At 35.2% G+C, this 14,324-nt stretch carries 9 protein-coding genes; 1 reads left to right on the top strand and 8 read right to left on the bottom strand.

The genetic code is table 11. From position 1 onward, the window contains the following. Positions 1-70: 70 nt before the first annotated feature. Entirely contained in the window at positions 71-1,252 is a 1,182-nt protein-coding gene (locus tag SJY37_RS10225; protein ID WP_298325597.1) for an AIR synthase related protein, read from the bottom strand. A 326-nt stretch (positions 1,253-1,578) separates the two neighbouring features. Here SJY37_RS10225 and SJY37_RS10220 point away from each other — a divergent pair, with 326 nt between their 5' ends. Continuing rightward, complete coding sequence (locus SJY37_RS10220) at positions 1,579-4,914, top strand: MAC/perforin domain-containing protein (protein WP_298325599.1); 3,336 nt, start codon at positions 1,579-1,581, stop codon at positions 4,912-4,914. Between the two features lie 112 nt (positions 4,915-5,026). Here SJY37_RS10220 and SJY37_RS10215 read toward each other — a convergent pair whose 3' ends face one another. From SJY37_RS10215 to SJY37_RS10185, 7 genes are all read right to left on the bottom strand, one after another. Then, positions 5,027-6,541, bottom strand: coding sequence for a carboxypeptidase regulatory-like domain-containing protein (locus tag SJY37_RS10215; protein ID WP_298325605.1), 1,515 nt, complete (start codon positions 6,539-6,541; stop codon positions 5,027-5,029). 20 nt (positions 6,542-6,561) lie between these two features. Next, a complete protein-coding gene (locus SJY37_RS10210; protein WP_298325608.1) occupies positions 6,562-7,986 on the bottom strand; it encodes a CsgG/HfaB family protein in 1,425 nt (474 codons plus the stop codon). Positions 7,987-8,002: 16 nt separating this feature from the next. Beyond that, the gene (locus SJY37_RS10205; RefSeq protein WP_298325611.1) at positions 8,003-8,407 is read right to left on the bottom strand and encodes a curli assembly protein CsgF; all 405 of its coding nucleotides are present in this window, start codon (positions 8,405-8,407) and stop codon (positions 8,003-8,005) included. A gap of 1 nt (position 8,408) precedes the next feature. Beyond that, positions 8,409-9,152: a CsgE family curli-type amyloid fiber assembly protein gene (locus SJY37_RS10200; RefSeq protein ID WP_379953043.1), complete on the bottom strand. Its 744-nt coding sequence runs from the start codon at positions 9,150-9,152 to the stop codon at positions 8,409-8,411. A 43-nt stretch (positions 9,153-9,195) separates the two neighbouring features. Beyond that, entirely contained in the window at positions 9,196-9,747 is a 552-nt protein-coding gene (locus SJY37_RS10195) for a hypothetical protein (protein ID WP_298325616.1), read from the bottom strand. Positions 9,748-9,895: 148 nt separating this feature from the next. Beyond that, a complete protein-coding gene (locus SJY37_RS10190; protein WP_298325619.1) occupies positions 9,896-11,425 on the bottom strand; it encodes a hypothetical protein in 1,530 nt (509 codons plus the stop codon). Positions 11,426-11,834: 409 nt separating this feature from the next. Beyond that, positions 11,835-14,018, bottom strand: a complete 2,184-nt coding sequence (locus SJY37_RS10185; RefSeq protein WP_298325623.1) for a glutamine synthetase III — start codon at positions 14,016-14,018, stop codon at positions 11,835-11,837. Positions 14,019-14,324 lie beyond the last annotated feature (306 nt).

Genomic DNA, 14,324 nt, shown 5'->3' with positions numbered 1-14,324 from the left:
CTGCAAAGAATACAGGCCTTCTGTGTTATAACAACATCCCTCTTTTAAAAGGTACTTTATAGACTATATATTAATAAGTAAAAGTTCCTTTATCACTAGTTATGGTAAGCCTCTTTCCACTTTGAGAAGCCTCTACTCTACCTACTATTTGTGCATCAACATTATAAGATGTTGAGATCTTTATAAGCTCTTGAGCTATCTCTTGCGGGCAGTAGATCTCCATACGATGTCCCATATTAAACACTTGGTACATCTCTTTCCAGTCTGTACCACTCTCTTCTTGTATAAGTTTAAAAAGTGGCGGAGTTTCAAATAGATTATCCTTGATAATATGTAAGTCCTCTACAAAATGTAAAATTTTTGTTTGAGCACCACCACTACAGTGTACCATACCGTGTATACTGTCTGAGTTATATTTAGATAAAATATCTTTAATAATGGGCGCATAGGTTCTCGTAGGAGAAAGCACTAGCTTACCAGCGTCTAGAGGACTCCCAGTTACTGAATCTGTAAGTTTTTTTGAACCGCTATATACCAAGTCTTCTGGTACTGCTGCGTCAAAACTCTCTGGATATTTTTGTGCAAGGTACTTATCAAATACATCGTGACGTGCAGAAGTAAGTCCGTTACTCCCCATACCTCCATTATATTCTTTTTCGTAAGTCGCTTGACCGCTTGATGAAAGACCTACAATAACATCTCCGGGACGTATGTTAGCATTATCAATAACATCGCTGCGCTTCATACGTGCCGTAACAGTAGAGTCTACAATGATTGTGCGCACAAGATCACCTACATCTGCTGTTTCTCCACCTGTAGAGTGAATTGTAACACCGTAAGATTTTAACTCTGCCAAAAGTTCTTCAGATCCATTAATAATGGCCGAAATAACTTCACCCGGAATTACATTCTTGTTACGCCCTATTGTTGATGATAGCATGATATGGTCTGTTGCACCCACACATAATAGATCATCTATATTCATGATAAGAGCATCTTGAGCGATGCCTTTCCATACAGAGATATCACCAGTTTCTTTCCAGTACATGTATGCAAGAGCAGATTTTGTTCCTGCCCCATCTGCATGCATTACAAGACAGTAATCCTCGTCTCCCGTAAGTGCGTCTGGTACAATCTTACAAAATGCTTTAGGAAATAATCCCTTGTCTACATTTTTAATGGCATTGTGCACATCTTCCTTACCTGCAGAGACTCCGCGTTGTGCGTATCGTTTAGAAATTTCTTGGCTCATCTATAAATTTTACATCGCAAAAATAGGGATTATATAATGGGCTTTAAAATTGATTTACAAACAGTTTGACCAAGTTTCTAAAATAATTATTTCTATGGTGTATTTTATAATTACGCTTTCGCGAAAGCGTGATAAAAACCATTAAAAATCAGTCGTTTCTTACAAACATTTTACTTCAAACCCTCTTTAATCCAGTTATTTACACCTTAATCTAATTGAATTTTTTCTTAGCTTTTTTATAAGTATTTTAGATACTTATTGACCATTTTATTTAACTAACACCTTTGCCTTTGGAGACTACACGCTTTTTCCGAAAGGAATACTTTATGCTCCCCCTATTCCTATTAATTTTAAATAACCCTTTATTCTGCCAGCAACCACAAAATCCTAATCTCATTGGGCAGGGTTTTGACATACGTTATGTTGATGCCTTAGACTGGCTAGGATCTTCAAAAGGAAAGCAACTTATCTATGGATCCATACATAGTACTTCTCTTGATACTAGCCCAGTGGAGAGTTTTCATTTTATAACGTCTCCCTACGATTTTGAAAAACAAATTTTAAATGCCGATACGCTTTCAAAACCCTATCATGCGTTAAATAGTGAAGCACATTACAAAGGCTTTAATAACGATGAGTCAAATAAAACCCTCTTAGTCTATACTAAAAAACAAATACCATTATCAAAAGATATACTTGTAGCTGTTTCTTCTAACGTACTAGATAGTGCAATGGTTGAAGATTTTAAAAGACTAGGACGCGATATCACTCCAGAAGGATTTATATATCGTTACGGCACACATTATGCTCATGAAGTCATTTATGGAGGTCTTTTCTTAAAGAGAAACTTAATAAAAAATGACGATTTCATATACTCTCCGTATGATCGTGACTTATTTAAGGAAAAAGTAATAGAAGACATTAGTGCATCACACCAAAATAAAGAGGATACAGACCCATACATTACCGCTGGATCTAGCAGCTCATTTACAAAGGGAGGTGATACAAACGCGACCTGGTTTACAGACTGGCAAACTACTTTAAAAAATAATGCTGCAGCCATAGATGTCACATTACAACCCTGGACCAAGGCATTAAGAAACCTCACTACAGCAGATATACAGGATAAAGAAAGGAAAATACAATTACTAGATAGTGTTATTAACATAGCTATACGTACTTCTAAAAATCAATTATATGCCCCGCAACCTTCTGCTTATTTTACTAAATATTCCTTGCGTTTCAAACAATCTATCGACAGACTAATTAAAAAAAGTGCTGGTGTTACCTCAAGCGATGTAGATGCCTATACGGGTGATTTATTTTTTGGAGGATTTTCAAAAGATGAAGCCATGTTACGCACAGCACCACTTATAGACCGTGGCGGTGTACGGCTAGAAACCTTAATCACTGACGAAGAAATAAAACTCAATAAACAAGTCATCATTACAGCAAAACCTGAGGACTTAGAAAAAGGATATGTAAGTGTATGGGATGACACAAAAAAACTAGTCAAAAGCAGAGAACGCAAGCGCTTACGAGTTTCTGGTCCGGAAGAAGCAAAAACTTTTTATAAAGAAGCACTCGTAAGGGATATTCATAAAGATGTGGAGATAACGACTATAGACGGCGATATTTATGAAGTGGCTTACGTATTGTCTCTAGAAAAGGAAAAAAAATTATTAGAAAATAGCGCACAACATTACAATACTGCATTACAAACAGAAATTGTAAGAGCTGCAAACATAGGCGATCTAGCTCGCATGAAAACTTTATTGGCACAAAATGCAACTAGGAGAATCCCGGGTTTAATCGCTGCTATTATTACTTCAAAACAATCTTCACAAATACTAAATTTTGTACTAGATAAAGGAGTAATACCAAATAGTGAGGATCTCGACTTGCTGTTCCTCAAAGAGTATTTTGATGAACAAAAAGTATTAATCCTTTTAGAAAGAGGTGCTCCTTTTAAAAATAATATGATTTATAAAGCAGTTGCTTTTCAAAGTGAACCTATTATTTATGCGCTACTGAGGGAAGGAGCTACTCCTGTAAACAATGATTTATCATTTGCACTAGACACCTATCACTATCCATCTGTCAAAGCTTTAATGAGTGTTGAGTTTGATGCATTTGAAGCAGGTAAAAAAGAACTATCTCTAGCCGTGGAAAACAATGATGCTGAGCTCGCTGAAAAATTTACAATACTAGGTGCAACCGCAGATGCATCTCTTTTAGATAGCGCTCTAAGAAATGGTAATGAAGTGCTTAAAAACATCATCATACCAGTAACTGAAGCAAATGAAAATACTCTTGAAGTCACATCAATACTTAATAACACAGAGTTATTCAATTACTTTATCAATAAGAATGCACGTGTAAGCAGTAATAAAATCTCCAATATAGCAACAGACAACAATAATTTTGAAATCCTAGATATCTCACTAAAAAATGGTGGAAATGCTTCTGAGTCTTTAGAGTATGGTATCACAAAAGATAATGTCAGAGCTATCAATATTGCTCTTCAAAATAAGGCTGTTCCAGACAGCGCCCTATTTTATGCTGCTCAAAAAGATGATGCTCAATTATTTAATGATTTGCTCCACGTTTATGAAGGAAATCCAGATGTAGCCATGACAGCAGCAATTAAAGAAAATAACCTCCCATTTGCAGAGTCTGTGATTGCTACAAAAAAAGAAGGAGTAAATGTTGATAATTTATTACCGCTTGCTGTAGCTGGTGAGAATGTGGAAATGGTAAAACTGTTGGTTTCTAATAATAGTAATCCTAGTAAAGGGATTAATAAAGCAATAACTATAGAAAACCAAACAATAAGTCAGTACTTAATCTCTATGGGAGCAGACACTACAGACCCACTTCTCATTGAGTCGGCAATTACAAATGAAAACCTAAGTCTTGTTGAGTTACTTGTAAATCAAGGAGAAGTTAACCTCAACCAAGCAATACTTGACGCAACAGAAACAGAAAATATAGAAATTGTAACCTCCTTACTAAATAGTGGTGCTAAAGCTGATGAGTCACTAGCTAATGCAATGGAAACTAAAAATGAACCTCTCATTTTATTACTGATGGACCATTCATCTAGTCTACCAAATAACGATTTTACTCGAAGTGCAGCACGCAAAGGAAACGTGAGAGTTCTAAAAAGATTACTATCTAATGGAGCAAATCCTTCCCTAGCTATTGAAGATGCTATTCGTTATAAAATGATAAGTTCGCTTAAAGAACTTATTAAAAGTGGGGCGCTATGCAGTCAAGAGCATTTAAGAATAGCTATAGATTATCATTTTACTGAAGGTGTACTACTACTTGTGAAGCAGCCAGAGATAGAATTGAATACTGCTTTTGATAATGGTAATTACCCAATACATACCCTAAGTAGATCATTAACTGAAGACAGTAAATTAATTATGCAGATGCTTATTGAACTTGGCACTCGCATAAACATTCAAGATCCATCTGGTAATACAGCATTACATATTCTAGCAAGTCAAAAAGAATATGCGCTACCTGTAATTGAACTTTTGATAACTAATGGTGCAGACTTAAGTCAAATGAATCACAAAGGCAAGAAACCACTTGATTATGCATTAAATAAAACTACAAGAAGCGTTTTTAAGAAAGCAATGCGAGCGAAATAGATAGAAAGAATATTAAGTAAATAAGAAGAGCGCACTTAAATAAATGCGCTCTTTCGTATAAAATTCCTGTGAGTTTATATATTAATAAACAACTTACCATTGATCACCGTTATTATTCCCAATCTGGCATAAGAGAGTTTGTAAATAGTTCATCATTGTCATCAGAATCATTCAGAAAGGCGAGATATATTGAAGGTATTGCTCCTTGGTTATTTAAAACTCTTGTCAATATAATTCTCCCTTCGTCAGGAGAGTAACTAGGAAAAAGATCATTCTCCCCTGCTATTACCTCTGTCTCTACCACTGAGGTCTCTTGAGTATTTACATTATATTCAAAAATTCGACTTGTGAAAATTCTATAATCTCCATTTTCTGAGCCTGAAACATCACGCGCATAGAGGACTTTATCCATATTTGCAGTTACATCTATTCCCGAAACTGCACCGAGTTGATTTTCTAAAACTGTGTATAATAGTTGACCTGAGCTCTGAGAAATAGCAAATACTCTAACATTGTAACCGTCAACATCATTGGTTTTTAAAATAATAGTATCGGGATTGAATGACGAAACAGCTACATCAGATATTAATGACCCATCATTCGTTTGATATATTTGAGATAACCCGCTTCCATCATTATTAATAGCATATAGTTTGTCAAAGTTTGGATAATAAAACTGTTGACCATTTTCAGCCCAAGTAAATTGTATACTTTCTTGTCTAAATCCAGCAACAGGGACAGAAGAGGTGATTTGTTGTTCATTTGCTCCAGCAAGACTCATTGTAAAAATTTGATTTTCTCCTCCTATAGTTCTTAGAAAAGCAATTTTAGCGACGTTGTTATTTCGCTTAGGTCGAAAACTATTTTTAGATTCGTCTGTAAGCTGTAGAACATTTGCATCAGTGGTTTCATTAACCTCATCAGAATTTGCTCCAGAAAATATAACACTATTTCCGTCTATTCTTTTTATAAATAAGAAAGGATTATTTTGAGCAGAAAATGTAGTAAAAGAACTTATTCCTGAACTTACTGATTCATTAAGTTCATCTTTTGCAGAAACTTGCCAAAAATAATTGGTCTCAAGACTCAAATTATTTACTGTATAAGTAGTATCTCCCACTACTTGAAATTCTTCCATCTCATTTGTAGATCCATTTCTTAATTGAATTGTATAAGTAAGTTCATCGTCCTCAGGATCTATTGAATTCCATGCAAACTCAATTTCTAGTAACTCATCTATAGCCCCATCAAGAGGACTTAGAAGAATAGGTGTACTAGGAGCTCCATTTCCTGTATTTGAGAGCACTAATTCTATAGCAACTTCAGAATTTAGTCCTTCTAAAACTTCTACTCCCTCAAACTCCGTATTATAGTTATCTAATTCGGCTTCCACTGAATATGAATTAACAAGTACATTAGAAATACTAAATTTCCCTTCTTCATTTGTGAAAACGGTATTACTAGCAGGACTAGTAGAAACCTTTACATTATTTAATGGCTCGTTTGTGTCTTCTGCTGTAACAACTCCTGAGATTGACCCGAATACATCTGCCTCTATGGTATCTTCAGAACAACCTAAGAATAATAAAACTGCAAATGCGACTATTACTAAAAAGTACTTATTCATTATTGACATCTTTAAATTCTTCAATTTTCAATTACTAATGACTCATTATCTTTCTTCTTTTGACTTTTAAAATTTAGCCCGTATCTCAACCCAAAACCAAAATTATAGTAGAAATCATTGCGCTTACCTTGATCAATGAAATCAATATCATCATTAAGTAATACATTATGTTCGGCAAAAGCAGTGAAGCTCAATCTAGGTGAAAACTTGTATTGTAAACCTGCTCCGTATTGTAATTTTGGAAAAGTTTTACCAAGACCTAATCCATCTTGTGCAGAGTCTATTAAATCAACTACCAGACCAGGTCCTCCAAATATATATGGACCAAAATCATCTTTCGGCAATAAAAATATTCTTGCATTTAAATCTACACTACCCATAATATTTGAGTATGCGTCACCATTATTTAATTCAAAAACACTCCCAGAAAGACCAACACTAAATTTATCTGTAACATCTTGCTCTATGGTGAGTTTTGACATAAAACCAGGTTTATTTGGAGTTAAATCACCATCTATTAGGTTCACACCACCTTGAAGTGTAACATGAGTATCATACTCATCATTTACAAACATTCTATCATAAAGACCTGAACTTTCTTCTAACTCCTTTTCCTTCAAATAATTTTCAATGAGCTCTTCGTTTACTTCACGACCATCTTTTGCACTCCAATATTGATCAATGAGCCCCTCCATTATTAAATCGTGTACTGCCCGTTCTATTGCATCTTTTACAGCAATCTGAACAGGTTCATTTTGAGTAATTCCCGTTTCTGCCTCTAGCAATCGTTGAAACTTAACAAATCTAAAAAAGCTTGCGTCTAATGCCTGTGATAATATTGTTTTTGAAACATAAATTGTTTTTAAGATCTCACCATTACTTGTTGATACAGCTCTTAGATAAACAGTAATTCTATCTTGTCTGTATTTAGCAGATCCGCCTAACCCAAAATATCTAACGCCAAGACCTCCTGTAACTATATTAGTATCATAAGAAACTATACCTCCTTCTAGAAGTAATCCTGCATACAACAAAGGTGGTAAAGGAGGTTCATTGGGGTCTGAGTTTTTTATATACTCCTGTTTTGTGTTACGTATAATATTACGTTCTGTAGATAGATTACTTAAGTTCTCTCTTTCAATAGGTCTAAACCATCCAGAATCCTCAAGTGCTTTTATCAAAATAGTTGTTCCACCTTGAGTAACGGCTGTGCTAAAAGTACTTCCTGTTTCAATAGCTTTGAACTGGCCTGTTTGATCACTGAAATTATAAACTGCTACTTCTACAGGCAATGATGCTTCTGGAAGATCTAACAACTTTTTTGTAGTTTTAGAAAACTCCCCCACTCGAGCAGGCTGCTGGTCAAATTTCTGATTAAAATAAGCTCCACACGAAGACAATAAAAAGAAGCCAGTCACAAGTGTCAACTTTTGTAAAATTCTCATAAACATTCAGTTAATTCTAGTTAGGTACTACTATTTGCGTTTCTTCACCATTATTGGTGTCCAAAATATTTATAACTAATCCCTCAAAGGTTTCAAACACCTCTACATTGAGCGATCCAAATGTAAAAGTTCCCTCTTCAGTAATATTTAAAGCGTTTAGTTGTGCCTGGCTTAGCTGACTCTCAATAGCATTTAATAAATTCCTATTAAGCTCTCTACCAAATTGTTGTAACTCTGACAACTCCTCTTGCTCATCAACAGGTTCCGAAAGGCTATTTTGTAATGTTACAGAAGTTATAATCTGCTGATAATTAAAAGTATCTCCTCCAAAAAAAGGGCTTATAGGTTTATAAGAAAATTGTTGTGCTTTAGCGAAAGCAGAAACTCCTACTGCCATGAATAAAAAAAGTAGTATTCTCATATCAATATTGTATTTTTTGATCCTTTTGTTGTTCTAAAACTTGCAATAACTTACCTACTCTACTAATTGTAATCTGTGCCTGCTCTTCCAAAAATTTACGCTGAGGTTGAGAGAAAAATTTCCATACAATCTGATTGTTAATCTTAACTATTATTAATGTTGTTCTTGATTTACCAGGCACTTCTTCGATGATAATATCTTTAGGTGACTTGATAGATTTATTAAAGTATAACGAGTAGAAATATTTAAAAAAATCTCTCCCCGCTTTTGTAATTGTTTTTTGGATTACTAACCCCTCTATGACAAAGCCATCTTGCGGTTTTGCTTGATCATTCGATCTAAAAAGATCCATCTTAGGTAGTTGGATATCAATTTCCGAAAGACTCCCATTTTCTAGAACTATTCGATCTTTACCTAAAGGTTTACCATCTTTATCAAAAATGAGTAATGCGAGTACTGTTTTATTTGTAACCGCATTTCCCAAAACCAACGTTTGCAATACCTTTTTCTCATACGGCTTTAAAACAAAACGTTGTTTATCACTATCCTTTTGTATAGTACCATCATCTTGTGTTTTGAAAATCAAAAATTCATATTCAAGAGGTAACTCGACAGGTGTTTTATTTTCTGCTAATGCATAAAACTTCAAAAACTCGCTATTTCTTTCTATTCTTACTGATGCAGCTACTTCTTTATTATAATATTGCGCCTGCATCCCTAAGGATGAAAAGAAAAACAGTAACATAAGCTTCTTAAACAACTTCAAAATTATCTCTGTATTTAAAATTTTAATTATCTGGTGTTCCGTTAGTACTACTCCTAATTATTAATGATGGTGATGCTGCTGTTTGAATAAATTGTAATGATTCTGTAAGGCTATTAGAACCTAATCTTTGAAAATTGAGATTATTTCCTTGTTGCTCTAGATCTAATGAAATATTTGCTGTTCTGTCTTGAACAATATCAAATACTACATTTCTATTACCCTCCTGTTTAATATCTGTGATTACAGTTTCAACATTATAATTCAAACCCGTAAAGTTAAAGTCTCCATTTTGCTCTATATTTACTTCACTTGCTCTACTTTTTACATTTAACAACGCAGCATTAAAGTCTCCTATTTGCGTAATAAAAACACTATTTCCCTGAATTGTAGCATTCCTAGTATTCTTTGCAGTACCTATTCCAAAATCACCAAGAGCAGCTTTTGTTACAATATCTTTCTCTACAAGTTCTACGTTTGTGAGTTTAGTAGTTCCTTTAATATCCTCATTATAGGTTTGTGCATTTACAGAAATCATCGTAAAAAAAAACACAAAACACATTATATATAATTTCATAATACTATCATATTAAGTTAATTCAGATAAAATATTTAAAAAAACAGTGGACATACTTGATATCAAGTATGTCCAAGTTTTTATTAATTTAGATGTAAATCATTATTTTGTAATAAAAATGACCCAATCTAAAATTCAATCAATTGATTTATAGACCTGAACCAGATCTAGCTCTTGCTGGAGCAGCCATAGCAGCTCTTGTAACCATATTAGCAGTTTGAGAAGTTCCTATAGCAGGTAAGATTCCTGAGAAACCTGTAGTTTGGAAAACATCAAGTGTATTTCCTCCATCAGGAAGTCCTCCTGGTACATTTTGCTCAGCTTTCCAGCTTTGTCCTATGTCTCCATCTTGACGAACAACGATAGTGTTCATATCTCCTCTTTGTGCAGTTTCTAAAGCGTTAAAATCTCCTGTTTGAAGTGCATCAACAACGTGATCTTTTCCTCTTTGAGTAGAAATAGCGTAGTTGTTTGTTCCTTGCTGATCGATTGTGATATCGTTACGACGGCCATTTTGACCAGTCGCTACATAGTTATCGTCTCCAGTTTGGTTTTGAACTACAGAGTTACCACGACCTGTTGGTGATCCAAAAATGTTTTGAAATACATAAGCTTCGTTCCCTACACCGTCTTGATTTTGCTCAGAATAATCTCCGTTAGTATCACTAGTACCATCCCCAAATTGATGAGTCTCAGCTAAATTGCTATTTCCTTCTTGTACTTGGATAGCTTTACTCCAACTTGAAACTTGACTTTCAATACCGTTAGAGATATCGTCTACACCGTTTACAGCAGTAAACTGAGCTGCAGTGTTAGCATCATCTAAAAGGATATTACTACCTTGATTAACTAATGCCTCATTTCCTAAAACGTTATCATCCGTAGTCTGAGTTTGATTTGACATGTTGTTATTACCTTCTTGGAAAAGTCTTGCATAATTACGTCCAGAAGTACCGTCAGAAAGTTGATTAATAGTTCCTTGATTATCCACACCTACTTGCTCAGAAAGCGCTTCTTGACCTAAGCTGTTTTCTGGATCTGCTTGTTGCTTAATTTCAACCGCATTGTTTGTACCACTTTGTAGCGCTAATGCATCACTGTTATCCCAAGTTTGTAAAATTCTAGCAGAGTTATCATTACCTCTTTGATCTACACCTGCATAATTGTTTTCTGCATTTTGAGCAGTACCTTGTTGAATATCTGCAGAGTTTCCTGTTGTTCCTGCTACCGAGTTTTCTTGATATACTTGAGCATCATTAAAATCTCCTTGTTGCTCAATGCGGGTATCATTCTGATCACCCACTTGATTTGCTTGTGCATCATTATCAATGGCGCTTATGAAGAAACCTCCGTTGTTAGTGTTACCTGTTTGACGCATAGAAACAAGGTTTCCATCACCGTCTTGAGTTGCATACATAGAGTTTAAATCACCAGCCTGACGAGCTCGTACCAAGTTATTATTGCCGTTTTGTGTAGAATAACCAGTATTAGGTCCTATTCCAAAAGCTTGTGGTAATGCGTCGGCAGTTTCAATAGTTGCCGAACTAGTTAATGGAAAACCTGCCGTTACTAGTACTGGAGTGTCCTGGAAATTTGCCTCAGTCGCCTCTGTGGTTGTCTGCCCCAAAGCAACTGCTCCGATCATAAGTGCCGCGGCACTAAAAATTACTTTTTTCATAATAATTGAGTTTAAGTTAATAATATATAAATGGTTAATAAATACATATTTGTAAGACACAACAAATCATCGTCATTGTCATCGCAATTGCGTCTTTTAATCTATTATTACGGGGGAGTAAGTATTACGAGGGGGAGATAATGGTTGTAATACGAGTACTAAATTAGGGAAATCTACCTCTCTTTCAAGAAGTTACCAGCTGTTTTCGATGAAACGTTATGGCATTTTTAACATTTTTCCGTTAGCACTAGTGTTTACAGTGGCTAAGCACGCAGGGGTAAACACCCCTTTATAGGTGCGGCTATATTAGAATCAGATTTTTCTCACAAGTACGCTGACTATAAGAAACTTATAGCTGTCTTTTACTTGTACATTATAAAGCCTTGTGGCTTTAATCAAAAAACATAACTTAATTTACAAAGAGTAATTCTCTATATTTTGGTAACGGCCATAACTCATCTTCTACTAAAAGTTCTAATTTATCACAATCTCTTCTTATCTGTTCAAAAAATGGCTTCACTTTCGCGGCATAATTACCTGCCTTGTCTTTAAGGTCAAGTGCATTTGCTTCCTTACGAGCATTTATCATTTCTGTTATGAGACTATTAATACTAGCGGTATAATCTGAGATTGATTTTATAATGGTTGTTTGCGCTTTCGCGAAAGCGGTAAAATCTTCACCATATATTTCTTTCAAGCCTCTTACATTGTCTATCAATACATTTTGATATCTTAAAGCTGTTGGGATAATGTGATTACGAGCTACATCACCTAGCACACGGCTTTCTATCTGTATGCGTTTTACATACTCTTCTAGTTCGATCTCGTAACGCGCTTGAATCTCAACATTGTTCATAATACCTAAAGACTCAAATAATGCTACCGTACTTTTACTTATACGAGCTTCAAGAGCAGAAACTGTGGTCTTATTATTACTAAGCTTGCGCTTTTTTGCTTCTTTTTCCCAAGAAGCTCCATAGCCATCTCCTTCAAATCTTATTTTCTTGCTGTCCTTTATATACTCTCTAAGGATATTAAAGATAGCATCGTCCTTTTTCATGTCCTTATTATCTATAAGAGCATCTACCTCCTTCTTAAAAGCAATAAGCTGCTGCGCCACGATTGCGTTAAGAACCGTCATAGGGTTTGCACAGTTTGCAGTAGCACCTACGGCTCTAAACTCAAATTTATTACCTGTAAATGCAAAAGGTGAGGTACGATTGCGATCTGTATTATCAAGTAAAATCTCTGGAATCTTACCTATTACATTGAGTTTAAGATCAGTTTTTTCTTGTGGAGATAATTTCCCATCTGTTACTTTTTCTAACTCATCTAGCACTTGTGTGAGTTGTGAACCTATAAAGACAGATATAATGGCTGGTGGTGCTTCATTTGCACCAAGACGGTAATCATTACCCGCACTAGCAATAGAAGCTCTAAGCAAAGCTTCATGTTCATGAACCGCTTTAATAGTATTTACAAAGAAGGTAAGAAATTGTAAATTTTTCATCGGAGTACTTCCTGGGCTTAGTAGGTTTACTCCAGTATCTGTAGCTAGTGACCAGTTATTATGTTTTCCGCTACCATTTATATTCTCAAATGGTTTCTCATGAAAGAGTACCTTAAAGTGATGACGTTGCGCTACTTTTTGCATTACATCCATGAGTAATGCATTATGATCTACCGCTAGATTTGCTTCTTCAAAAATAGGAGCCATCTCAAACTGATTAGGCGCTACTTCATTGTGTCTTGTCTTTAAAGGGATACCTAGTAACAAGCATTCTTGCTCTAACTCCTTTAAATATGCCAGCACTCTGATAGGAATAGATCCAAAGTAATGGTCATCTAATTGCTGTCCTTTTGCAGCTGCATGACCTAGAAGCGTTCTTCCTGTAAGCATCAAGTCCGGTCTCGCAGCTGCTAGCGATGCATCTATGAGGAAAAATTCTTGCTCCCACCCTAAGGTAGCTGTTACTTTATTTACATTTTTATTAAAATACTGAGCTACTGCTGTGGCAGCTTGATCAATAGTATTAAGGGCTTTTAATAAAGGCGTCTTATAATCAAGTGCTTCTCCTGTGTATGCCACAAAAACCGTTGGAATACATAAAGTATTGTCATATATAAATGCTGGAGAAGTAGGATCCCAAGCGGTATATCCTCTTGCTTCAAAAGTGTTGCGTATTCCTCCATTAGGAAAACTACTTGCATCTGGCTCTTGCTGCGCTAGCTGCCCACCGTCAAATTTATCAATAACATGACCATCTGTTGTAATTTCGAAAAAAGCATCATGCTTCTCTGCCGTGGCACCTGTGAGCGGTTGAAACCAATGCGTGTAATGAGTAGCTCCTTTATCAAGTGCCCAAGATTTCATTCCTGTAGCAATGGCATCTGCGGTGATGCGATCTATATTATCTCCTTTTCGTATCGCTGTCTGCACACTGTCTATGGTAGATTTAGACAAGAATTGACGCATAGCTTGCTCTCCAAATACGTTAGACTTAAATAATGAAGACGGTCTTCCTAAGGATTCAAAAGTTACGGCTGGTCTATGCTGCACATCATGCAAAGCTTTAAAACGAATTTTTGACATAATTGATCTTACATTATTACGGTTACAATATTTTCTACCAAACTAGAGACGAACTATTATAACGTAATGATTATTAATATTTTATAAGATGTTCATTCATAGCTCTTGCTAAAAACCCAATAACACCCCTAAACTAGGGCACAAATATAAGGGAAATATAAAAATTATAGCCAAATATTATAGACCCCCTAAAATTTGAGGGGTTGTTCATAAAAATCAATATTTTTTAATAACTAAGCCCTAAAATACTAATTGCCTTTTAAAATTATTTTATATTTGTCTTCGTTAACTAAAACATTAAATGCT

This window comes from Dokdonia sp. R78006 (assembly GCF_042466145.1).
GTDB lineage: Bacteria > Bacteroidota > Bacteroidia > Flavobacteriales > Flavobacteriaceae > Dokdonia.
The sequence above is the reverse complement of the archived record's forward strand: the minus strand, read 5'-3'. Positions and strand labels throughout refer to the sequence as shown.

What these genes read in the sequence shown, in the direction of transcription:
- SJY37_RS10225 (WP_298325597.1), bottom strand. Translation starts at nt 1,252, where the DNA reads ATGAGCCAAGAAATTTCTAAACGATACGCACAACGCGGAGTCTCTGCA.
- SJY37_RS10220 (WP_298325599.1), top strand. Translation starts at nt 1,579, where the DNA reads ATGCTCCCCCTATTCCTATTAATTTTAAATAACCCTTTATTCTGCCAG.
- SJY37_RS10215 (WP_298325605.1), bottom strand. Translation starts at nt 6,541, where the DNA reads ATGAATAAGTACTTTTTAGTAATAGTCGCATTTGCAGTTTTATTATTC.
- SJY37_RS10210 (WP_298325608.1), bottom strand. Translation starts at nt 7,986, where the DNA reads ATGAGAATTTTACAAAAGTTGACACTTGTGACTGGCTTCTTTTTATTG.
- SJY37_RS10205 (WP_298325611.1), bottom strand. Translation starts at nt 8,407, where the DNA reads ATGAGAATACTACTTTTTTTATTCATGGCAGTAGGAGTTTCTGCTTTC.
- SJY37_RS10200 (WP_379953043.1), bottom strand. Translation starts at nt 9,152, where the DNA reads ATGTTACTGTTTTTCTTTTCATCCTTAGGGATGCAGGCGCAATATTAT.
- SJY37_RS10195 (WP_298325616.1), bottom strand. Translation starts at nt 9,747, where the DNA reads ATGAAATTATATATAATGTGTTTTGTGTTTTTTTTTACGATGATTTCT.
- SJY37_RS10190 (WP_298325619.1), bottom strand. Translation starts at nt 11,425, where the DNA reads ATGAAAAAAGTAATTTTTAGTGCCGCGGCACTTATGATCGGAGCAGTT.
- SJY37_RS10185 (WP_298325623.1), bottom strand. Translation starts at nt 14,018, where the DNA reads ATGTCAAAAATTCGTTTTAAAGCTTTGCATGATGTGCAGCATAGACCA.